The organism is Methylobacterium sp. Gmos1 (genome assembly GCF_053764715.1).
In genome coordinates this window covers 79,973-101,219 of sequence record NZ_JBSNCC010000016.1, presented here as the reverse complement: position 1 = coordinate 101,219, position 21,247 = coordinate 79,973, and the positions used below count along the sequence as shown (strand labels likewise).

The window sequence follows — 21,247 nt, the reverse complement described above, 5'->3', positions numbered from 1 at the left end:
GGCATCCGGCTCGTCGCAGTCGGCGCTACCGCCGCCCGAGCCCGAACAGCCGCTTGGTCCACCCCAGGCCGCCGGCCCGCGCCGCGGGCGCGGCCGGGCCCGAGGCGTCGTTCGCCGCCCGCTTCAGCCCGATATCGGGCGTCACAGCGACGTGGGCCGGGGCGACGACGTCCTGGTCCGGCGCGAGCCGGAAGGCGGGGCCGTCGCCGTCCTCCACCGGCGCGAAGCCGGCGCGCGCGAACACCTCGCGGCAGGGCCCGTTCGCCGGGGTCTCGACGAGCCGACCGATGATGGTGCAGGCGGGCCGGGTCTCGCGCAGCCGGGCGCAGAGATAGGCGAGCGCCGCCTTCTCGACCTCCATGCCGAGCACGCGGCAGCTCATCACGAACTGCACGACCTCGGCGCCGCTCTCGCCGGCCCTGGCGTAGAGGATGCCGACGAGGCCGTACTCCGAAAACTTGTCCCTGACCGTGAAGGCGTGGATCTCGCCGCCCTCGGCCAGGAAGGCCAGGATCTCGGGATGGGTCCAGCGCCGGCCCGTCGTGTTGAACTGGTTGGTCTTGTTGGTGAGTTCCAGCACCCGCGGGAATTCCGGCTGGTCGGGCGAGGTGACGCGGGTGAAGGCGACGGCGCAGCCGAGGCCGGCGAGGAACTCCTCGCGGCTGAGTTTCACCCGGGTCTCCTCGCGGGCGGCCTGGTTTCGGATCGAGGTCTCGCGCAACCGGGCCTCGGCCGAGAGCCGGGGCAGTTGCAGCTCGGGCGCCCAGAGCAGGATGCGGCGAGTCAGGTAGGGGTTCGAGCCGATGGTGCGGATCTCCGGCAGGGCGTGGCGCACCGCCTCCCGCTCGACCGGGTTGTCGTCGACGAACACCACGCTCTTCGGCGTCAGGTTGAAGGCGCGGCAGATCTCGGCGACGTTCTCGGCCTTGGGCTGCCAATTGATCTTGGCGAGCGCGAAGTCGGACAGCTTCAGGAAGGGCGGATCGACGACGTTGTCCCAGTGCGCCTCGACGATGTGGTGGTCGTTCTTGGAGCACACCGCGACCAGGATGCCGCGGGCGCGCAGGTGCTGGATCGCCTCCCAGATCCCGTTCTGCCAGCCGCCGCGCGGCCAGGGGAAGCGGTCGGGGTGGAAATCCTCGGCGATCAGGCCGCGCCAGAGCGTGTTGTCGAGGTCGAAGATCACCGCCTTGACCTGGTCGATCTGCCGGACCGTGCGGTAGGTCGCCACCGCCTGCTCGTAGACCGCGAGCAGGAACTCGCGCTGGCGCGACTCGTAGAAGGTGTTGAGGAGCGGCACCGGCTCGATCCGGGCCGAGGGCACCAGGTCGACCCCGTCCTGCTGGACGTTGGAGCCGTGGGCGAAGAAGCCGGTGATGTCGTCGAGGAAGTAGCGCTTGCCGAGGCTCGAGGCGACCGCATCGACGTCGCACAGGAAGACGTTCTGGTACGGCTTGATCGCTTGCGCGATGTAGTGGTTCAGCCGCCGGATCAGGAAGGCGAGGTCGCCGTCGGCCGAGCGGCGGTCGAGGCTCGCCGCGATGTCGAGCTGCGGCACGATGAAGGTCGCCACGAAGGTCAGGAGCCCGTGCGCCCGGTTGTAGGCGAGGCCGGCCTCCAGCATCGCGTCGATCATCACGCAGCCGTCGCGATAGGTTTCTTCCAGGAAGGCCGGATCGAAGATGCGCCCGCCGGTGATGATCCGGTCGGTCAGCACCGTGCGCAGCGGGATCTGGAGGTACTGGAAGTCGTAAGCCGCGACCGGCTGGGGCGGGTTCGCCGGCAGGTCGCTGGCGCTGTTGAACAGCACGTAGTCGAAGGCGACTTCGGGAATCGCCTGGGCGTAGGTGCGCTGATAGAGCTCGGTCAGGCACGAGCCGACGAGCAGTACCCGGGTGATGCCGGTCGGCGTGACCTGGAGGTCGCGGGGAAACAGGAACTCGCCCGCCGGCAGCCCGGCCTGGCCGCCGAAGCCGAGATGGCCGTCGGGGGTGCACTCGTAGAGCAGCGCCTCCCGGCCCGGATCCTCGACCCCGCGCAACGCGACGTGCAGGCTGCCGTCGCGGACGTAGAGGTGGTCGGCGCGCCACGAGTCCTGGCCCTTGGCCGAGGCGAGGTGAAACTCCTCGCCCTCGATCGCCCAACGGTCGCCGCCGAGCGGGCCGTCGCCGGTGATCGCGCCGTTGGGGGCGAAGTGGACGTTCGTCGATAGCGGGTGGCCTTCGGCGGTGGCGAAGGCCCAGCGGGTCGCCACGAGCTTCTGGGCCGGGAGGCTTTTGGTCAGGTGCAGCATCGCCGAAGGCGTCCGTCTTTCGCAGCTAATGAAGCTTTTGCTCGATCGAGCTTGGAATAAAGCACGAGATACCCTGTCGCGTGCGGCAGGGCCGCCCAACGACAGGAACTGGAGCGGGCTTCCCCCTCTCCCTACGGAAATCCCTGCTCAGGCGGGGAGAGGGAGAAGCCCGCTCCACCTATGTCTTCGACTGAGCAAGCGGTCGTCGTATGGGCGCCGACCATACCGGCACCCCCGACACGAAACGGGCGGGGCCCTGGCCCCGCCCGCATCTCACCCCGTCAGTACAGCCCGCCGGCCTGCGCCGCCCGGTCCGCATCCGCCGGCACCGCCGCGGGAGCCGCCGGCTGGGAACTCGCCGGCGCCGAGTAGCTGTCCGGCGGGGCGGTGCCGGGCTTGAACGCCTCGAGCAGGCCCCCCTCCGATCCGCCCGCGCGGGTGCCGGTGGCGGCGTTGACGCGGATCAGCTTGATGCCCGGGGGCACGCGGAACGGCGTCGGCGGCTTGTCCTTGAGCGCGGCCTTCAGGAAGTCGCGGGCGATCGGGGCGGCGAGTCCGCCGCCGGTGGCGCTGTCGCCGAGCGAGCGCGGCTTGTCGTAGCCGATGTAGATGCCGACCGCGAGGTCGGGCGAGAAGCCGACGAACCAGGCGTCCTTGGAGTCGTTGGTCGTGCCGGTCTTGCCGGCGAGCGGCTTGCCGATCTCCTTCAGGATCGTGGCGGTGCCGCGCTGGACCACGCCCTCCATGATCGAGACGATCTGGTAGGCGGTGAGCGGGTCCAGCACCTGCTCGGAATCGTCGACCAGCTTCGGCTCGTCCTGGCCCGACCACTTCTCGGCGTCGCAGCCGATGCACTTGCGGGTGTCGTGGCGGTAGATGGTCTCGCCGTTGCGGTCCTGGATCCGGTCGATCAGGGTCGGGCGGATGCGCCGGCCGCCGTTGTCGAGCATCGAGTAGGCGGTGACCATCCGCATCACGGTGGTCTCGCCGGCGCCGAGCGACATCGGCAGCACGGGCAGCATGTCGTCGTAGACGCCGAAGCGGCGGGCATACTCGGCGATCAGCGGCATGCCGACGTCCTTGGCGAGCCGCACCGTCATCAGGTTCTTCGAGTGCTCGATGCCGTAGCGCAGGGTGTGGGGGCCGCCGCCGGCCTTGCCGCCGTAGTTGGTCGGGGTCCAGGCCTCCTGGCCGGGGCCCGCCTCGATGGTGATCGGGGTGTCGAGCACCATCGAGGACGGGGTGTAGCCGTTGTCGAGCGCCGCCGAGTAGACGATCGGCTTGAACGACGAGCCGGGCTGGCGCATCGCCTGGGTGGCGCGGTTGAACTCGCTCTCGTCGTAGGAGAAGCCGCCGACCATCGCGTGCACGCGGCCCGTATAGGGATCCATGGCGACGATGGCGCCCGACACTTCCGGGATCTGGCGCAGGCGGTAGGCGTTGCCGGCGCCCTCCATCCGCTCGACGTAGACCACGTCGCCGGAATTGAGCGCCGAGGCGACGCTGCGGCCGGTCCAGCGCACGCCCTCCGCCGTGATGATGCCGGTCTCGCGGTCCCGCGAGACTTGCCCCGAGCTCTCGCGCTTCGGCTGCAGGCCGATCGTGGCGCGGCCGCCCGAGGTGTCGAGCACCACGGCGAGACGCCAGGGCTGCACGTCGCCGAGCGCCGGCACCTCGGCCACCGCCATGCCCCAGTCGCGGCCGGCGAGCTCGACCCGGCTCTTCGGCCCGCGCCAGCCTCTCGCCTGGTCGTACCGCACGAGGCCGTCGACGAGGGCGCGGCGGGCCATCGCCTGCATCTTCGGGTCGAGGGTGGTGCGCACCGACAGGCCGCCCTCGTAGAGCTTCTTCTCGCCGTAGCGCTCGGAGATCTCGCGGCGGACCTCCTCGGCGAAGTAGTTCGCGTTGGCGGTGTTGGGCGAGACGCTGCGCGGGTTGACGCCGAGCGGCAGCTTGCGCTCCGATTCGGCCTCCTCCTTGGTGATGTACCCGTTCTGGGCCATCAGGCCGATGATCTCGTTGCGGCGCGCGAGCGCCTGCTGGGTGCGGCGGTAGGGGTGGTAGTTGTTCGGGCCCTTCGGCAGCGCCGCGAGATAGGCCGCCTCGTGGATCGTCAGCTCGTGCACCGACTTGCCGAAATAATCGAGGGCTGCGGCGGCGATGCCGTGCAGGTTGCGGCCCGGAACGATCGTGCCGAGGAAGATCTCGTTGAGGTAGAGCTCGAGGATCTTGTCCTTCGAGTAGGTCGATTCAATGCGCAGCGCGATCAGCGCCTCGCGGACCTTGCGGTCGAAGGTCTGCTCGGAGGAGAGCAGGAAGTTCTTGGCGACCTGCTGGGTGATGGTCGAGGCACCCTGCTTCTTGCCGCTCGAGGCGTTGGTCAGGATCGCCCGGACGATGCCCTCGGGGTCGATGCCGCCGTGCTTGTAGAAGTTCTTGTCCTCGGCCGACAGGAAGGCCGCGATGACGATCTTCGGCATCGCCTGGATTGGCAGGTAGAGCCGGCGCTCGCGGGCATATTCCGCGAGCAGGCTGCCGTCGGCGGCGTGGACCCGGGTCATCACCGGCGGCTCGTAATTGGCGAGCGCCGCGTGGTCGGGCAGGTCGCGCGAGTACTTCCAGAAGAAGTAGCCGCCCACCGCGGCACCGATGACGACCGCCATCGCCGCGATGCTGAACAGGAAGCCGAAGAAGCGGAGGATGAAGCGCATCGAAACCCGATCCGTCGATGATGCCGCGCGGCCCCACGGGGCCCGAAACTCAAGCCCGAGGCAACGCCCGGGCACGGCTCCTCACGGAAAACGCGACAGCCATGGCGACGCGGGACGCCGTCCCCGCGCTTAGCGGAAGAGGCGTGCGAAAGCCAGGACAGCGAGGGGCCGACGAGGCCCTATCGACACGGGATCTATGGTGAAACTGGGGCGGGTCCGATCTGGGCGGCGCGCCCGAGCCGGGGCGCGTCGGCCCCGCGGGCGGTCACGGTGGCCGGCAGGCGGCCGGCGAAGAAGGCCTCGATCGCCCCGGCCATCTGCCCGGTGACGTTGGCGCGCCACTCCTCGGAGAGCAGCAGATCGAGGTCGCGCTTGCTCGACAGGTAGCCGAGCTCGACCAGCACCGAGGGCACGTCGGGCGAGCGCAGCACCCGGAACCCCGCCTCGCGGTGGGGCTTCGCGCTCATCTCCATCACGCCGGAGAGGCGGGTGAACAGCCCCTTGGCGAAGCGGGCCGAGAAGCCGCGGGTCTCGCGCAGGGTGAGCTCCTGGAGGATGTCGGCGACGTCGCCCGGGCCGTCGCCCTGGTCGGCGCCGGCGGCGGCATCCGCCTTGTTCTCGCGGTCGGCGAGCCGGGCCGATTCGGCGTCGGTGGCCTTCTCCGAACCGGTATAGATGGTGGCGCCGCGCACCTGGGGCGCGGCCGAGATCGAATCGGCGTGGATCGACACGAACAGGTCGGCGCGGGTGTCGCGGGCGATGCGCACGCGCTCGTTGAGCGGCACGAACACGTCGCGGTCGCGGGTCATCCGCACCCGGATGCGGCCCCCGGCCTCGAGGCGCTGGACGAGGCCTTGGGCCACCCCGAACACGATGTCCTTCTCGTAGACGCCGCTGCCCGCGATGGCCCCCGGATCGATGCCGCCATGGCCGGCATCGACGATGACGAGGGGGCGCGAATCGACGCCCTCGCGGGCCGGCGCCTCGGCCGCGCGGGCGGGCTCGGGGGCCTGCGCGGCGCGCCGGAAGGCCTCGCGGTCGCTGCGGGAAAGATCGATGGTGAGCAGGGTCGCCCCGTCGCGCGGGCGGGTGGTGGTGGCGACCCGCGCCACGGTCGCGGCCTGGGCGAGGTCGATGACGATGCGCGAGCGCCCCGGCGCGAATAGGCCGTAGCGGTAGGAGGCGACGAGGCCGTCGCGCTTGCGCCCCGCCTCGGGCGGCAACTGGAAATTGACCTCGGGCAGGTCGACGATCGCGCGGTCGGGCCGCTCCATCACGAAGGCCCGCGCCTCGACCGGGCGCGACAGCACCACCGTCAGGCGGGTACCGCCCTCCGGGATGACCGCCGTCTCGGCGGCGATGGCGACCGCCGGCCGCTCCGCCGGGCGATCCGCGGCGGCGCCCGGCGCCGAGGGCGTGGCGCCGGCTGCGGCCGGCGCGAGAAGGCCCGCGGCCAGCAGGGCGGCGCGGACGAGCAGGCGGATCGGACGTGCGCGTGTCGGCATGGTCTCGCGGCGACCTCAAGCGGCATCCCGGTTACGCGATAACCGCGCCATGGTTAACGCTTCGCGAAGGCCTCCGGATCGCCGGCGCGAGGCTGTGGCCGCGCGGGTACACAGGGGATGGCGGGGCCGCCGGCCTCCGCCCCGGCGATGATGCTTGCAAATCCCGTCGGACACTCTGTAATGATGACGACCCCTGCCCGTTGCCGCCGGCTTTTCGCCGCGGACCTCGGGCTCGCCCGGGCGCTTTCGCAGCGGCTTCGGCGCTGGCCGGCCGCCGGCGGATCGTCCGACGATCTCGCGAGCCGGGCAGGAGTCGCTGATCCGCGGCGGCGTTCGTGAACGTCGTCGCCCGTTTTTACCGGCGGCCGGACCTTCGCGTCCCGGCGCCTCGATTCGAAAGGTCGGTGGGAGTATGCGTGGACGCACAGCCTTCGGTCTCGAAGCTGCCGTCCCCGGCGCACGCGTCCGGCGTCGCGCCCGTCCGCGCCCCCTGCCCCCGGCCCTCGTCAACCCCTCGCGCGCGTGGATGCGCGCAGCGGCGATTGACGGCACCCCCCGCACGACATCATCCGCCGCGCCCGACCGGGCACGGCACGGGACGGCCCTCCCGGCGCAAGATTCCGCGCCCGGGACGGCACCGGACTACGGAGGCTCGTCCTCCCGCGCACGGCCAGGATCCTCGGGGCTTTCGTCCTCGGGATCCGTTCCCGGATGCCCCCGTCCAGCGGCGCTGCCGTCGGTCGCCATGCCGAAAGTTCGTCATGGCCAACAAGATGCTCATCGATGCCGCCCACCCGGAAGAGACCCGGGTGGTGACGGTCAAGGGTTCGAAGGTCGAGGAATTCGACTTCGAATCGGCTAGCCGCCGCCAGCTGCGCGGCAACATCTATCTCGCCAAGGTCACGCGGGTCGAGCCGTCGCTGCAGGCCGCCTTCGTCGAGTACGGCGGCAACCGCCACGGCTTCCTCGCCTTCAGCGAGATCCATCCCGACTACTACCAGATCCCGATCGCCGACCGGATGGCGCTCCTCGAGGAGGAGGCGCGGGCCGAGCGCGAGCACGAGGAGCGGCCCGAGCGCCAGGAACGCGGCGAGCGCCAGGAGCGCGGCGAGCGTCCGGAGCGGGCTGAGCGCAGCGACCAGCCGCGCCGCCGCCGCCGCCGCGGCCGTCGGGCCGAGGCCTCGTCGCGCCCGGCCGACGCTGTGGTGACCGCCCCCGCCGGGGAGGCGCAGGAGAACGGCCACGAGAACGGCGCCGAGGCGACCGGCTGGCAGGACGCGCACCCCCAGGCGATGATCGGGCAGGAGACCTTCGCCCAGGAAGACGCCGCGCAGGAGGCCCCGCGGCCGGAGGGCTTCGAGCCCGAGACCGGCGAGCACCCGGCGCAGGAGACCGCCTCGGCGGGCGAGCCCCAGGACCGCGCCGAGGCGCCGGCCGGAGACGCTCCCGCCCAGGAATTCCCAACTCAGGAACATTCGGCTCACGAGCACCCGGCCGAGGCTTCGTCCCCGCAGGAAGCCCCCGCCGAGGCCCACGCGCAGGCCGGCGAGACGCAAGCGGCCGAGGCCGCCCCGGTGCAGGATACTGTGAGCGGCAGCGTCACCGACGTCGCGCCCGAGCCGCCGGCGATCGCCGCCGCCGTCTCGGCGGAGCCGGCGCCCGTCGCATCCGCCGCCGACGAGGCGCCCGCGTCCCAGGCTACGTCCGAGGCGTCCGACGAGGGCGTCCTGCCCCAGCCCGTCGCCGCCTCGCAGCCGGTCGATGCCGCGGACGCCGCCGAGGATGAGGACGAGTCCGACGAGGACGAGGACGACGATTCGGACGAGGACTCGGAGGACGACGCCGACGAGGACGACGACGAGGACGACGACGAGGACGACGGGGAAGACGAGGACGACGACGAGGACCACGAGGAGCCGGTCGTCGAGCAGGTCGGCGGCCGCGGCGACGCGCTCGCCGAGATCCCCGAGCGGCCGCGCACCCCGCGCCGGCACTACAAGATCCAGGAGGTGATCAAGCGCCGGCAGGTCATCCTGGTCCAGGTCGTCAAGGAGGAGCGCGGCACCAAGGGCGCGGCGCTCACCACCTACCTGTCGCTCGCCGGCCGCTACTCGGTGCTGATGCCCAATACCGGCCGGGGCGGCGGCATCTCGCGCAAGATCACCAGCGCGGCCGACCGCAAGCGCCTGAAGGAGATCGCCACTGACCTCGAGGTGCCCGAGGGGATGGGCGTCATCCTGCGCACGGCGGGCGCCTCGCGCACCAAGCCGGAGATCAAGCGCGACTTCGAGTACCTGATGCGGCTGTGGGAGAGCGTGCGCGAGCTCACCCTGTCGTCGGCCGCGCCGGCTCTGGTCTACGAGGAGGGCTCGCTCATCAAGCGCGCCATCCGCGACCTCTACAACAAGGACATCGATGAGGTTCTGGTCGCGGGCGAGGAGGCCTACCGCGAGGCCAAGGACTTCATGCGGATGCTGATGCCGACGCAGTCGAAGGTGGTGAAGCCCTACCGCGACCCGACGCCGGTCTTCGCCCGCTTCGGGATCGAGCAGCAGCTCGACGCGATGTTCTCCAGCCACGTCTCCCTGCGCTCCGGCGGCTACCTCGTCATCAACCCGACCGAGGCCCTGGTCTCGATCGACGTGAACTCGGGGCGCGCCACCCGCGAGCACGACATCGAGGATACCGCGTTCAAGACCAACCTGGAGGCCGCCGAGGAGGTGGCGCGCCAGCTGCGCCTGCGCGACCTCGCCGGGCTCATCGTCATCGACTTCATCGACATGGAGGAGAAGCGGAACAACCGCGCCGTCGAGAAGAAGCTGAACGAGTGCCTGAAGAACGACCGCGCCCGCATCCAGGTCGGCCGGATCTCGCCCTTCGGCCTCTTGGAGATGTCGCGCCAGCGCATCCGCACCGGCGTGCTCGAATCGTCCTCGGTGCCCTGCCCGCATTGCGGCGGCTCGGGGTTCGTGCGGGCGACCGCCTCGGTGGCCCTGCTGATCCTGCGGGCGATCGAGGAGGCGCTGATCAAGTCGAGCAGCCACAACCTGATCCTGCGCACCCGGACCGAGGTGGCGCTCTACATCCTCAACCAGAAGCGCGCCCACCTCTCCGAGCTGGAGGCGCGGTTCGGCGTCGCGATCATCATCGCGGCCGACGAGCGGCTGGCCGCCACCTCGGCCTTCCACCTCGAGCGCGGCGACGTCGCCCAGCGACCCGAGCCGCGCCCCGTCACCAGCATCCGGGCCGAGGCGGTGCTGCCGCCGCCGCTGGAGGAGGATGACGAGGACGAGGAGGAGATCGTCGAGGAGGCCGAGGCCGACAGCGACGCCGATGCGGAGGCCGAGGGCGAGGGCGAGGCGGAGACCGCCGAGGGCGCGCCCGGCGAGGACGAGGGCGGGGGCAAGCGCCGCCGCCGGCGTCGCCGCCGGCGCGGCCGGGGCGAGCGCGGGGCCGACGAGGCCGAGGGCCAGGAGACTGAGGTGGACGAGGCCGCCGAGCCGGGCTCCGAGGCCGTATCGATCCCGATCACCGAGGACGGCGCGGCACCCGAGCGCGAGAGCCGCGAGGAGGCACTGAGTCGGCGCCGCCGGCGCGGCCGCCGCGGCGGCCGCGGGCGCGACCGCTTCGATGAGAATGTCGGCACGATCGGCGACGAGGTCGTGGCCGGCGCCGAGCCGGGCGAGACCGGCGGCAGCCTGGTGCAGGACGCGCTGGCCGAGGAGATCGTCGCCCTCGACGAGATCGCCGGCCCGGCGCCCGAGGCGGTCGGCAGCCCGGTCGCCGCGCCGGACCTTCCGGCTCCCGATCTCCCGGCGGTCGAGCGCGAGGCCCTGACTGCCGAGGCGATCGAGGCCCCGGCCGGCGAGTCCGAGCCCGCCCGGGCGGCGGACGCTCCCCCGGCGCCCGAGGCCCCCGCACCGGAGCCGGAGCCCGAGCCGGTCGCGGTCGTGCTGACCCCGCCCGATCCGGACCGTCCGAAGCGGGCCGGCTGGTGGTCCCGCACCAAGGCGGCGATCGGCGGCGAGTGACCTGATCCTCGGGACGGGCGTCGGGCCCGTCCCATAGGCAGCATGACGATTCGCGGCGGGCCGCGCTCCGGGAGGGGCGCGGCCCGTCTCGTTCGGGTCGACGCCGCCGATCCCGCCGCCGAGGGGTCGGCGCGGCCGCGAACGCGAGCCGGTTGGCCGCTCGGGGAATTTTCGGCGATCCTCGTCGGAGTCGCGCCGCGCCGCGCGTCCTGGCAAGAGGGAGGACCGCCCATGCTCTACGCCATCCTGTGCTACAAGGACGAGGACGTCGTCGCCGCCTGGAGCGCGGCGGAGGACGAGGCCGTGATGGAGCGGCTGGGGCACGTCCACGAGCGGCTGGAGCGCCGGGGCCAGCTCGGGCCCTCGCTGCGGCTCTTGCCGACCACCGCCGCCACCACCCTGCGCAAGGCGAGCGAGCCGCCGCTCGTCATCGACGGCCCCTTCGCCGAGACCAAGGAGCAGCTGCTCGGCTTCTACGTCGTCGACGTCGCCGACCTCGACGAGGCGCTGGGAATCGCCCGCGACCTCGCGAGCGCCAATCCGGGCGGCGCCTACGAGCTGCGCCCGGTCCTGCTCTACAATCCCGACCCCCGCCCGATCCCCGCGGCGGGATCCCGGTGAGCGAGGCCTCGCCCGACGCCGCCTGGCTCGCCGGCGCCCTCGCAGCGGCGCGGCCGCGGGTGGTCGCCGCCCTGCTGCGGGTGTTTCGCGACCTCGACACCGCCGAGGAGGCGTTTCAGGACGCGAGCCTGCGGGCGCTGCGCACCTGGCCCCGCACCGGCCCGCCGCGGGACGTGGCGGCCTGGCTGATCCTGGTCGGGCGCAACGCCGCCCTCGACGGCCGTCGCCGCGTGGCCCGCGAGGCGCCCCTGCCCGAGGACGAGGCGCTGTCGGAGCTCGACGACGCCGAGACGCCGCTCGCCGAGGCAATCGACGCGCAGGCCTACCGCGACGACATCCTGCGGCTCCTGTTCATCTGCTGCCATCCGGAGCTGCCGGCGACGCAGCAGGTCGCGCTGGCACTCCGCGTCGTCTCGGGACTCGGTGTCGCGCGCATCGCGCGCGCCTTCCTGGTCTCGGAGGCGGCGATGGAGCAGCGCCTCACCCGCGCCAAGGCCCGCATCGCCCGGAGCCCGGTGCCATACGGGACGCCTGGGCCGGCCGAGCGGGCGGCGCGGCTCGATGCCGTGGCGGCGATGCTCTACCTCGTGTTCAACGCCGGCTACTCGGCGGCCACCGGCTCGGAGCGGGCGGCTCTCTGCGACGAGGCGATCCGCCTAGGCCGGCTGCTCCTGCGGCTGTTTCCCACCGATCCGGAGGTGATGGGCCTCCTCGCGCTGATGCTGCTCCAGCACGCCCGGTCGCCCGCGCGCTTCGACGCCGACGGCGAGATCGTCCTGCTGGACGACCAGGATCGCGGGCTGTGGCGCCGCCCCGTGATCGCCGAGGGCCTGGCCCTGGTCGACAAGGCGATGCGCCACCGCACCCCCGGCCCCTACCAGGTGCAGGCGGCGATCGCGGCGCTCCACGCCCGCGCCGGCCGGCCCGCCGACACCGACTGGGCGGGGATCGACGCGCTCTACGCCGCGCTGGAGCGGATGCAGCCCTCGCCGGTCGTGACGCTCAACCGGGCGGTCGCGACCGCCAAGGTCGGCGGTCCGGCGGCCGGGCTCGCCCTTATCGAGCCCCTGGCCGGGCCGCTTCACGGCTACTTCCACTTCCACGGCCTGCGCGGCGCCCTGCTGATGCAGCTCGGCCGGGCTGCCGAGGCCCGCGAGGCGATGGGCTGGGCGATCGCGCTCGCCGGCACCCCGGCCGAGGCCGCGCATATCCGCCGCCAGCTCGACCGACTTACGCAAGACGAACCCGAAAAAATCTGACCTAGGCTGTCGGGACGCGCCGGACCCGCCCGTCCTTGAAGCGAGGCCGCGCGAAAACCGGCCCGGCCGAGGAGAGGACCACATGAGCGACGACACCCCGAGCATCGCCCCCGTGAAGGGCGGCCTCGTCACCTACCTGATGCTGGACGGCGCCCTGAAGGCGGCCGAGTTCTACGTCCGCGCCTTCGGCGCCGAGATCGTCGCGGCGATGCCGGCCGATCCGCAGGGCCGGACGCCGCACGTGCACCTCCACGTCAACGGCTCGTCGCTGATGCTGAGCGACGCGTTTCCCGAGCACGGCGCGACGCTCCAGGCGCCGCAGGCCTTCACCCTGACCCTGATGGTCGAGGACATCGACGCCCGCTACGCCCACGCCGTCGCGGCCGGCGCCACCGCGGTGAGGCCGCCGGCCGAGATGTTCTGGGGCGACCGCTACGGCCAGCTGCGCGACCCCTTCGGCGTCGTCTGGGCGATGAACCAGCACAAGCGCTGACCCTGACGCCGGGACCGGGCCCGACCGGTCCCCCTCCCCTCGCCCGGAAGCCCCGACCGATGACCGATCCGACCGGACGCGACCTCGTCCTCACCCGCCTCATCCCCGCCCCGCCGGCCGCGCTCTACCGGGCCTGGACCGAACCGGCGCTGATCAAGCAGTGGTTCGCCCCCAAGCCCTTCACGGTGGCGCAGGCGGAGACCGAGCTTCGCCCCGGCGGGGCGACCCGCATCGTCATGCGCGGCCCGGACGGGACGGAGTTCGCCAGCAGCGGCGTCTATCTCGAGCTCGTCGAGAACGCCCGCATCGTCTTCACCGACGCCTACACGCGCGCCTGGGAGCCGGCGCAGAAGCCGTTCTTCACCGGCATCATCACCTTCGCGGCGGAAGGGGACGCCACCCGCTACACGGCGCTCGCCCGGCACTGGAGCGCGGAGGACCGCGCCGCCCACGAGGCGATGGGGTTCCACGACGGCTGGGGCCGCTGCGCCGACCAGCTCGCCGACCTCGCCGCCCGGCTCTGACCCCAGGGGAGAACGCACCATGGCGACCGTCAGCACCTGCCTGTGGTTCGCGCGCGACGCCGAGGAGGCCGTGCGCACCTACGTCGCCCTCGTTCCGGGTTCGCGGATCGGGCCGATCCTGCGCGCGCCGGGCCCCTGGCCCGGGGGCGAGCCCGGCGCCGCGATCCTGGTGAGCTTCACCCTCGGCGGGCAGAGCTTCCAGGCGCTGAACGGCGGCAGCACCGCCGAGTACGGCACCGCCGCCTCGATCGCGGTCGCCTGCCCGGACCAGGCCGAGATCGACCGGCTCTGGGACGCGCTGATCACGGGCGGCGGCAGCGAGATCCAGTGCGGCTGGCTGCGCGACCGCTGGGGCGTGCCCTGGCAGATCTTTCCCGAGATCCTGCCGCGGCTCCTCGCCGATCCGGACCCGGCGATCGCCGCCCGGGTGTTTGCCGCGATGCAGGGCATGGTCCGGATCGACGCCGCGGCGCTGGAGCGGGCGGCCGCGGGCTGATCCGTCCGCCGGTTGCCCCACGGTCCGCCGCCCCGTAGCATCGAACCAACAATCAGGGGGGATCGGCATGGCGGGCGTGACGCGGAGGCGCGTGCTGAGCAGTGCGGTCGCCGGGGCGGCGGCGCTCGCCGGGTCGCGGGCGGCCCGGGCGGGGCAAGCGCCCAACATCGTCTTCATCATGGCCGACGACCTCGGCTACGCCGACGTCGCCTGCTACGGCCGGCCCGACCTCGCCACCCCACATATCGACCGGATCGCCGCGCGGGGCGTGCGCTTCACGCAGGCCTACGCCAACTCGGCGGTGTGCTCGGCCACCCGCACGGCGCTGATCACCGGGCGCTACCAGTACCGGCTGCCGGTCGGGCTCGAGGAGCCGGTCTCGACCCGCTTCACCGGCGGCCTGCCGGCCGACCACCCGACCCTGCCGGGGCTCCTGCACCGGGCCGGCTACCGCACGGCGCTCGTCGGCAAGTGGCACCTCGGCAGCGTGCAGGATTACGGGCCGTTGCAGCGCGGCTACGACGCGTTCTGGGGCTTTCGCGGCGGCACCATCGACTATTTCAGCCACCGCGGCACCGACGACAAGCCGGACCTGTGGGACGGCGACGTGCGGATCGAGGAGGTCGGCTACGCCACCCATCTCCTGGGCCGGCGGGCAGTCGAGACGATCGCGGCCTCGGCCAAGGCCGGACGCCCGTTCTTCCTCAGCCTGCACTTCAACGCCCCGCACTGGCCGTGGGAGACGCCCGACGACGAGGCCGAATCGCGCCGGATCGCCGGCAGCAACCTGCGTCACTTCGACGGCGGCACCCAGGCGACCTACCGGCGCATCGTCGCCGAGATGGACGCCCAGATCGGCCGCGTCCTCGACGCGCTGGAGGAGAACGGGATCGCCGAGGACACGATCGTGGTGTTCACGAGCGACAATGGCGGCGAGCGCTTCTCCGACACCTGGCCCTTCACCGGCCGCAAGACCGAATTGCTGGAGGGGGGCCTGCGCATCCCGGCGATCGTGTCGTGGCCGCGGCGGCTCGGGGCAGGAGCGGTCTCGGCCCAGCCGATGATCAGCATGGACTGGCTGCCGACGCTTCTATCCGCCGCCGGCGCGCCGCCGGACCCCGCCTACCCGTCGGACGGCATCGATCTCCTGCCGATCCTGACCGGCGCGGCGCCGGAGCGCCCGCGCACCTTCCACTGGCGCTACCGCGCCAACGCGCAGGCGGCGATGCGCGACGGCGACCTCAAGTACCTCAAGATCCGCGACCAGACCTTCCTGTTCGACGTCGTCGCCGACCCGCTTGAGCGGGCAAACCTCAAGGCCCGGCGCCCGGAGGATTTCTCGCGGCTCCAGTCGGCGTGGGCGGCCTGGAATGCGACCATGCTGCCGGAGCGGGCCGACAGCTTCTCGGAGACCTATACGGGCGCGCAGCTGGCGGACCACTTCGGGGTGGCGCCACCGCCGGCGAAATGACGGCTCGGTGCGTGGACGGTGCGGCCCTGCATACCCGCGAGCCGGCTTTTCAGGGGGCTCCCCGTCATCCCGGAGCCGCGCGGCGGGACCCGGGACGACACGGTGGGGATGGACATCGAGACGAGCCCATCGAACGGCCGCTCACGACACCCGCTCGCACCAATATACCTGGGTCCGGTACGGAAACGTCACCCGGTCCCGCCCGGCCAGCTCCGGGGTGCGGGCGATCAGCTCGCGCACGCCCTGCGCCACGCGCTCCCGCTCCCCCTCCGGCAGCGCCGCGATGAAGCTCACCGACAGGGTGCGATCGAGGATCACCTGCTCCGGGGTGCCCGCGTGGCCATGCGCGAAGGCCGCCTCGTGCAGCGGCCCGAATCCTTGAGCCGGAAACGGCCGGCGCCACGCCCCGGTGTGGAAGCGCGGCGCGTCGCCCTCGTGGGCGTTCATGATCGCGGTCAGCTCCGCCACCCAGGGAGCCGCCGCCTCGTCGCGGACGTTCCAGACGAGGCCGAGGCGGCCGCCCACCCTCAACACCCGGCGGATCTCGGCGAGCGCCGCGGGTGTCGAGAACCAGTGGAAGGCCTGGGCGCAGACGAGCGCGTCGAGGCTGCCGTCGGCCAGCGGCATCGCCTCGGCGGACCCGGCCACGGCCGTTACCCCGGGGAGCGCGGCGGCGAGGCGCGCCCGCATCGCGTCGACCGGCTCGACCGCCGTCACCGCGGCGCCGGTGGCGGCGAGCACCGCGGTGAACTTGCCGGTGCCGGCACCGAGATCGGCGACCCGGCGGCCGGGCCCGAGGCGCAACGCGTCGCGCAGCCAGATGGCGAGCGCCGCCGGGTAGTCGGGCCGGCCCCGGGCGTAGGTATCGGCCCCGGCGGAAAAGCCGTCCGCGGCGGCAGGGTGCAAGTCGCCCACTGTGTGCAAATCGCTCATGATCGCGTCTCCTCCGGTCAGCGCAGCCAGCCTTTCAGCCGCCGCACCGCCTCGTGCGCCTCGGCCTCGCCGCCGGCGAAGGAGAGGCGCAGGTGGTGGGCGCCGGCCTCGGGGTCGAAGTCGAGGCCGGGCGTCGCCGCGACGCCGGCCTCGTCGAGCATCCGGCGGCAGAAGCCGATCGAGTCGTTGGTGAGCCGGGCGACGTCGGCGTAGAGGTAGAAGGCGCCGTCGGCCGGGTGCACGTCGCCGAGGCCGAGGGCCGGCAGCTCGTTGAGGAGCAGCGCGCGGGCGCGGGCGTAGTCGGCCTTGACCGCCTCCAGCTCCTCGGTGGCGTCGAAGGCGGCGAGCGCGGCTACCTGCGACAGGTAGGGCGCCGAGATGTAGAGGTTCTGCGCCAGGCGCTCAATCGGCCGCACCAGGGCCTCCGGCACCACCATCCAGCCGATACGCCAGCCGGTCATGCAGTAGTACTTGGAGAACGAGTTGATCACGACCGCGTCCGGATCGACCGCGAGCGCGGTCGCCGCCGGCACGCCGTAGGTCAGGCCGTGGTAGATCTCGTCCGAGATGAAGCGCAGGTTCAGGGCGTGGCAGGCCTGAGCGAGGGCGGCAAGGCCGGCCTGGTCGATCATCGTCCCCGAGGGGTTCGCCGGGCTCATCACCAGGAGGCCGGAAAGCGGCGCGGCGGCGTGGGCGGCGCGCAGGGCGTCGGCGGTCGGCACGAAGCCGTCCTCGGCCCGCAGGGTCAGCCCCACGGGCTCGAGGTCGACGGCCTGGAGCACCGAGCGGTAGGCCGGGTAGCCGGGCGCCGCGATGGCGACGCGCCCGCCGGCATCGAACAGGCTCAGGAAGGCGAGGACGAAGCCCGCCGACGAGCCGGTGGTGACGACGATCCGCTCTGGCGCCACCGCAACGCCGTAGGCCTCGGCGTAGTGGCGCGCGATGCGCTCGCGCAATGCGGCGATGCCGAGGGCCTCGGTGTAGGGGATGCGGCCGGTGGCGAGCGCGGACTGCGCCGCCGCGATGGCGCTCCTCGGCGCCGGCGCCGAGGGCTGGCCCACCTCCATGTGCACCACGCTGTCGCCCTGCCGCTCCCGCCGCGCCGCAGCGGTGAGCACGTCCATCGCCAGGAAGGGCGCGACGCGGGCGGCGCGGCGGGAGACGAGCGAGGCGGGATCGGACATGACGAACTCTTGAATCGGATGCGCGGGTGCGCCCCCGCACATAGCGGGTTCCGCCGGAGATTGCGCCCACCGTCAGCGCAGGCGTGATTTGACAAGACTGCCGCGAAACCGCCTAACCGGCGGCCCAAGGAGCGCGCCGGACCTGTGCTCCAGCCGACGTTGGACGACCCGATGAGGACGACGATGCTGCCCCTGCCCCGCCTTCTGCCCGCCCTTGCGCTCGCGGGCCTCGTCGCCACCGCCGCCCCGACCCGGGCGCAGGCCCCGACGACGACCCCGGCGGCGCCCGGCGCTGCGGCTGCCGCCCCGATGAGCGACGCCCAGCGCCAGGCGATCGAGACCGTGGTGCGCGACTACCTCCTGAAGAACCCGGAGGTGCTCCAGGAGGCGATGGCCGAGCTGGAGAAGCGCCAGCAGGAGGCCCAGAAGGTCGCCCAGACGAGCGCCCTGAAGGAGACCCGCGACACCCTGCATAACTCGCCGCACGGCTTCGTCGCCGGCAACCCCAACGGCGACGTCACCCTGGTCGAGTTCTTCGATTACAATTGCGGCTACTGCAAGCGCGCGCTCACCGACCTCCAGACCCTGATCAAGGGCGACCCGAAGCTGAAGGTGGTCCTGCGCGACTTCCCCGTGCTCGGCCCCGATTCGCTGGAGGCCAGCAAGGTGGCGCTCGCCGCCAAGCAGCAGCTCAAGGGCGACAAGCTGTTCGACTACCATACCCGCCTGCTCGAGAGCCGCGGCCGGGTGAACGGCGAGCGGGCGATCGCGGTGGCCAAGGAGATGGGCCTCGACATCGCCAAGCTCCAGAAGGACATGCAGGCCCCCGACATCCAGGCCGCCCTCCAGGAGAACGTGGGCCTCGGCGACAAGCTCGGCCTGTCGGGCACCCCGGCCTTCATCATCGGCGACGAGATCATCCCGGGCGCCGTCGGCGTCGAGCCGATCCGCAAGACGGTGGCCGGCGTGCGCCAGTGCGGCCACGCCACCTGCTGAGCCCCTGACGCCCCGCCCGTGCCGGCCGGCGCCCCTATCGCGCGCCGGCCGCATGGTCTATGAGGCCCGCCGATCGCCCGCCGGACACCACGACGCTCCCGCGTCGTCCGGGATACGGGTCCCGGCGGGCCACCCCCGCCCCCCAATCACGATTGCCGAAGACCCGCCGTGCCCTCCAACAACAAGCATGATCCCTTCGACCCCGAGCTCGTTCGCGAGCTCGCGACCCTGATCGCCGAGACCGATCTCAGCGAGATCGAGGTCGAGAAGGGCGACCTGCGCATCCGCGTCGCCCGCGAGCGCGTGGTGCAGCAGGTGCAGGTCCCGGTGGCGGCTGCCGCCGCCCCGCCCCTGCCCGCCGCCGCGATTCCCGCCGCCGCCCCGGCGCCGGCCGCCGATGCCGATCCGAAGGCGCTCGCCGCCCATCCGGGCGCGGTGCTCTCGCCGATGGTCGGCACCGCCTACCGCAAGCCCTCGCCGGATGCGAAGAACTTCGTCGAGGTCGGCTCGCGGATCGAGAGCGGCGCCCGGGTGCTGCTCGTCGAGGCGATGAAGACCTTCAACGACATCGTGGCGCCGCGCTCCGGCACCGTGACGGCGATCTTCATCGAGGACGGTCAGCCGGTCGAGTTCGGCGAGCCCCTCCTGCTGATCGAGTGACCGCTCAGCGGATGAAGCATTGGCAGGCCAATGCTTCATCCGCTTCACTCCTTTCTTTGTCGCAGGTTTTCACCGCAAAACCGGCGGCCACTTTTGCGAAACCTGCTTTAGGGCCCCATGTTCGACAAGATCCTGATCGCGAACCGGGGCGAGATCGCGCTCCGGATCCTGCGGGCCGCCAAGGAGCTCGGCATCGCGACGGTGGCGGTGCACTCCACCGCCGACGCCGACGCCATGCACGTGCGGCTCGCCGACGAGAGCGTCTGCATCGGCCCGCCGCCGGCCCGCGACAGCTACCTCAACATCCCGTCGATCATCGCCGCCTGCGAGATCACCGGCGCCGACGCGGTGCATCCGGGCTACGGCTTCCTGTCCGAGAACGCGCGCTTCGCCGAGGTGCTGGGCCATCACGGCATCGGCTTCATCGGCCCGAAGGCCGAGCACATCCGGGTGATGGGCGACAAGATCGAGGCCAAGCGCACCGCCAAGCGCCTCGGCATCCCCTGCGTGCCGGGCTCCGAGGGCGGCGTCACCGATACCGACGAGGCCAAGCGCGTCGCGGCCGACATCGGCTACCCGGTGCTGATCAAGGCGGCGTCCGGCGGCGGCGGCCGCGGCATGAAGGTCGCCCGCAGCGAGGCCGATCTCGAGAACGCCCTGATGACCGCCCGCACCGAGGCGAAGGCCGCCTTCGGCGACGACGCGGTCTACATCGAGAAGTACCTGGAGAAGCCGCGCCACATCGAGGTGCAGGTGCTCGGCGACGGCCGCGGCAACGCCATCCACCTCGCCGAGCGCGACTGCTCGCTCCAGCGCCGGCACCAGAAGGTGTGGGAGGAGGGCCCCTCCCCGGCGCTCAACGCCGAGATGCGCGAGCAGATCGGCGGGGTCGTCGCCCGGGCGATGCAGGAGCTGGGCTATACCGGCGCCGGCACGATCGAGTTCCTCTACGAGGACGGACAGTTCTACTTCATCGAGATGAACACTCGGATTCAGGTGGAGCACCCTGTTACCGAGATGATCACCGGGATCGACCTCGTCAACGAGCAGATCCGGGTGGCGGCGGGCGCGCCCCTGTCGGTGCGCCAGGAGGACGTGCGGGTCGAGGGCCACGCCATCGAGTGCCGCATCAACGCCGAGCACCCGGCGACCTTCCGGCCCTCGCCCGGCACCATCACCTACTTCCACCCGCCCGGGGGCCTCGGCGTGCGGGTCGATTCGGCGGCCTTCCAGGGCTACCGCATCCCGCCGCACTACGATTCGCTGATGGGCAAGCTCATCGTCCACGGCCGCACCCGCAACGAGTGCCTGATGCGGCTGCGCCGGGCGCTCGACGAGTTCGTGGTCGCGGGCGTCGACACGACCCTGCCGCTGTTCCGCACTCTGGTGCGCAACTCCGACATCCAGAACGGCCTCTACGACATCCACTGGCTCGAGGAGTTCCTCAAGACCGGCGGGCTCGAGATCGACTGAACACAGCAAAGAGGCTCGATCGTCGGGACAGGGGGCGCCGCAGGGCGCCCCTTTCTCGTTTCCGGTTGCGGCATCGCAGCAATCAATGGTGCGCGAGAATTTTGCGGGCAATGCGGAACGCGGTGACGTTTCGTCAGTTCTTCCGGCAACAACGGACAGCACGGACTGGGCCAACCCTGCGTCAGGCAGCGGTCGATTCCGGTCGTGCCCGTGACCGCACTGTTCACATCTCGGAGACACTGACGATGCGCGTGATCACGCTCGCCACCCTGGCCGCCCTGCTCGCCACCCCCGCCCTTGCCCAGGCCCCCGTCTACCAGGGCCCGGTGCTGCCGAACCCGGCCGCTCCGGTCGTCGACCCGCTCACCACCGGCAGCGTCGTACGCAACCCGGGCGTCCCGGCCCGCGTCGGCGGCGCCGGCGAGAACACGCTCCCGACCGACATCGACTCGTCCGCCGGCGGCAACGCCGAGATGCCGAGCCGCCTGAACCCGAACCTCGGCAACACCTCGGGCGGCCCGCTCCTGCGCTGATCGCGACCGGGCCGGGGCGGCGCGCCGCCCCGGTTCCGGAGCGAAGGGTCCGCGGCCCACGGCC

At 72.2% G+C, this 21,247-nt stretch carries 16 protein-coding genes; 11 read left to right on the top strand and 5 right to left on the bottom strand.

Annotation, left to right across the window (positions count from 1 at the left end; all coding sequences use genetic code 11):
- Positions 1 to 25: 25 nt before the first annotated feature.
- The 3 genes from ACS5PV_RS24805 to ACS5PV_RS24795 all read right to left on the bottom strand — a co-directional run bounded on the left by ACS5PV_RS24805 (position 26) and on the right by ACS5PV_RS24795 (position 6,509).
- Positions 26 to 2,293, bottom strand: a complete 2,268-nt coding sequence (locus ACS5PV_RS24805; RefSeq protein ID WP_455398016.1) for an HAD-IIIC family phosphatase — start codon at positions 2,291 to 2,293, stop codon at positions 26 to 28.
- 281 nt (positions 2,294 to 2,574) lie between these two features.
- Positions 2,575 to 5,004, bottom strand: coding sequence for a penicillin-binding protein 1A (locus ACS5PV_RS24800; protein ID WP_455398015.1), 2,430 nt, complete (start codon positions 5,002 to 5,004; stop codon positions 2,575 to 2,577).
- Positions 5,005 to 5,198: 194 nt separating this feature from the next.
- On the bottom strand, positions 5,199 to 6,509 hold the full coding sequence (locus ACS5PV_RS24795; protein ID WP_455398014.1) for an N-acetylmuramoyl-L-alanine amidase: 1,311 nt from the start codon (positions 6,507 to 6,509) through the stop codon (positions 5,199 to 5,201).
- Positions 6,510 to 7,270: 761 nt separating this feature from the next.
- On the opposite strand from ACS5PV_RS24795, the gene ACS5PV_RS24790 reads away from it, so the two are divergent.
- The 7 genes from ACS5PV_RS24790 to ACS5PV_RS24760 all read left to right on the top strand — a co-directional run bounded on the left by ACS5PV_RS24790 (position 7,271) and on the right by ACS5PV_RS24760 (position 15,404).
- Positions 7,271 to 10,540 carry an Rne/Rng family ribonuclease gene (locus ACS5PV_RS24790; RefSeq protein WP_455398013.1) on the top strand — a complete coding sequence of 1,090 codons (3,270 nt, stop codon included), beginning with the start codon at positions 7,271 to 7,273 and terminating at the stop codon, positions 10,538 to 10,540.
- A gap of 231 nt (positions 10,541 to 10,771) precedes the next feature.
- Positions 10,772 to 11,161, top strand: coding sequence for a YciI family protein (locus ACS5PV_RS24785; protein ID WP_455398012.1), 390 nt, complete (start codon positions 10,772 to 10,774; stop codon positions 11,159 to 11,161).
- A complete protein-coding gene (locus tag ACS5PV_RS24780; RefSeq protein ID WP_455398011.1) occupies positions 11,158 to 12,420 on the top strand; it encodes an RNA polymerase sigma factor in 1,263 nt (420 codons plus the stop codon). The genes ACS5PV_RS24785 and ACS5PV_RS24780 overlap by 4 nt, the downstream gene beginning before the upstream one ends.
- Before the next feature lie 82 nt (positions 12,421 to 12,502).
- Positions 12,503 to 12,913 carry a VOC family protein gene (locus tag ACS5PV_RS24775; protein WP_455398010.1) on the top strand — a complete coding sequence of 137 codons (411 nt, stop codon included), beginning with the start codon at positions 12,503 to 12,505 and terminating at the stop codon, positions 12,911 to 12,913.
- 59 nt (positions 12,914 to 12,972) lie between these two features.
- Entirely contained in the window at positions 12,973 to 13,437 is a 465-nt protein-coding gene (locus ACS5PV_RS24770; protein ID WP_455398009.1) for an SRPBCC family protein, read from the top strand.
- Positions 13,438 to 13,456: 19 nt separating this feature from the next.
- On the top strand, positions 13,457 to 13,933 hold the full coding sequence (locus tag ACS5PV_RS24765) for a VOC family protein (protein WP_455398008.1): 477 nt from the start codon (positions 13,457 to 13,459) through the stop codon (positions 13,931 to 13,933).
- Positions 13,934 to 14,024: 91 nt separating this feature from the next.
- Positions 14,025 to 15,404, top strand: coding sequence for a sulfatase family protein (locus ACS5PV_RS24760; protein ID WP_455398007.1), 1,380 nt, complete (start codon positions 14,025 to 14,027; stop codon positions 15,402 to 15,404).
- Between the two features lie 141 nt (positions 15,405 to 15,545).
- On the opposite strand, the gene ACS5PV_RS24755 is transcribed toward ACS5PV_RS24760, so the two are convergent.
- Both ACS5PV_RS24755 and ACS5PV_RS24750 read right to left on the bottom strand, forming a co-directional pair.
- A complete protein-coding gene (locus ACS5PV_RS24755; protein ID WP_455398006.1) occupies positions 15,546 to 16,337 on the bottom strand; it encodes a class I SAM-dependent methyltransferase in 792 nt (263 codons plus the stop codon).
- Between the two features lie 17 nt (positions 16,338 to 16,354).
- Positions 16,355 to 17,521, bottom strand: coding sequence for an aminotransferase class I/II-fold pyridoxal phosphate-dependent enzyme (locus ACS5PV_RS24750; protein ID WP_455398005.1), 1,167 nt, complete (start codon positions 17,519 to 17,521; stop codon positions 16,355 to 16,357).
- 183 nt (positions 17,522 to 17,704) lie between these two features.
- Between ACS5PV_RS24750 and ACS5PV_RS24745 the strand changes: the two genes are divergently transcribed.
- The 4 genes from ACS5PV_RS24745 (at position 17,705) to ACS5PV_RS24730 (ending at position 21,183) form a co-directional block, all read left to right on the top strand.
- Positions 17,705 to 18,517 carry a DsbA family protein gene (locus tag ACS5PV_RS24745; protein WP_455398004.1) on the top strand — a complete coding sequence of 271 codons (813 nt, stop codon included), beginning with the start codon at positions 17,705 to 17,707 and terminating at the stop codon, positions 18,515 to 18,517.
- A gap of 168 nt (positions 18,518 to 18,685) precedes the next feature.
- Positions 18,686 to 19,177: an acetyl-CoA carboxylase biotin carboxyl carrier protein gene (accB, locus tag ACS5PV_RS24740; RefSeq protein ID WP_455398003.1), complete on the top strand. Its 492-nt coding sequence runs from the start codon at positions 18,686 to 18,688 to the stop codon at positions 19,175 to 19,177.
- Between the two features lie 117 nt (positions 19,178 to 19,294).
- Complete coding sequence (gene accC, locus ACS5PV_RS24735) at positions 19,295 to 20,650, top strand: acetyl-CoA carboxylase biotin carboxylase subunit (RefSeq protein ID WP_455398002.1); 1,356 nt, start codon at positions 19,295 to 19,297, stop codon at positions 20,648 to 20,650.
- Between the two features lie 245 nt (positions 20,651 to 20,895).
- Positions 20,896 to 21,183 carry a hypothetical protein gene (locus ACS5PV_RS24730; protein ID WP_455398001.1) on the top strand — a complete coding sequence of 96 codons (288 nt, stop codon included), beginning with the start codon at positions 20,896 to 20,898 and terminating at the stop codon, positions 21,181 to 21,183.
- Positions 21,184 to 21,247: the final 64 nt, after the last annotated feature.

What these genes read in the sequence shown, in the direction of transcription:
- ACS5PV_RS24750 (WP_455398005.1), bottom strand. Translation starts at nt 17,521, where the DNA reads ATGTCCGATCCCGCCTCGCTCGTCTCCCGCCGCGCCGCCCGCGTCGCG.
- accC (WP_455398002.1), top strand. Translation starts at nt 19,295, where the DNA reads ATGTTCGACAAGATCCTGATCGCGAACCGGGGCGAGATCGCGCTCCGG.
- ACS5PV_RS24770 (WP_455398009.1), top strand. Translation starts at nt 12,973, where the DNA reads ATGACCGATCCGACCGGACGCGACCTCGTCCTCACCCGCCTCATCCCC.
- ACS5PV_RS24800 (WP_455398015.1), bottom strand. Translation starts at nt 5,004, where the DNA reads ATGCGCTTCATCCTCCGCTTCTTCGGCTTCCTGTTCAGCATCGCGGCG.
- ACS5PV_RS24790 (WP_455398013.1), top strand. Translation starts at nt 7,271, where the DNA reads ATGGCCAACAAGATGCTCATCGATGCCGCCCACCCGGAAGAGACCCGG.
- ACS5PV_RS24755 (WP_455398006.1), bottom strand. Translation starts at nt 16,337, where the DNA reads ATGAGCGATTTGCACACAGTGGGCGACTTGCACCCTGCCGCCGCGGAC.
- ACS5PV_RS24805 (WP_455398016.1), bottom strand. Translation starts at nt 2,293, where the DNA reads ATGCTGCACCTGACCAAAAGCCTCCCGGCCCAGAAGCTCGTGGCGACC.
- ACS5PV_RS24785 (WP_455398012.1), top strand. Translation starts at nt 10,772, where the DNA reads ATGCTCTACGCCATCCTGTGCTACAAGGACGAGGACGTCGTCGCCGCC.
- ACS5PV_RS24745 (WP_455398004.1), top strand. Translation starts at nt 17,705, where the DNA reads ATGCTGCCCCTGCCCCGCCTTCTGCCCGCCCTTGCGCTCGCGGGCCTC.
- ACS5PV_RS24730 (WP_455398001.1), top strand. Translation starts at nt 20,896, where the DNA reads ATGCGCGTGATCACGCTCGCCACCCTGGCCGCCCTGCTCGCCACCCCC.
- ACS5PV_RS24765 (WP_455398008.1), top strand. Translation starts at nt 13,457, where the DNA reads ATGGCGACCGTCAGCACCTGCCTGTGGTTCGCGCGCGACGCCGAGGAG.
- ACS5PV_RS24775 (WP_455398010.1), top strand. Translation starts at nt 12,503, where the DNA reads ATGAGCGACGACACCCCGAGCATCGCCCCCGTGAAGGGCGGCCTCGTC.
- ACS5PV_RS24795 (WP_455398014.1), bottom strand. Translation starts at nt 6,509, where the DNA reads ATGCCGACACGCGCACGTCCGATCCGCCTGCTCGTCCGCGCCGCCCTG.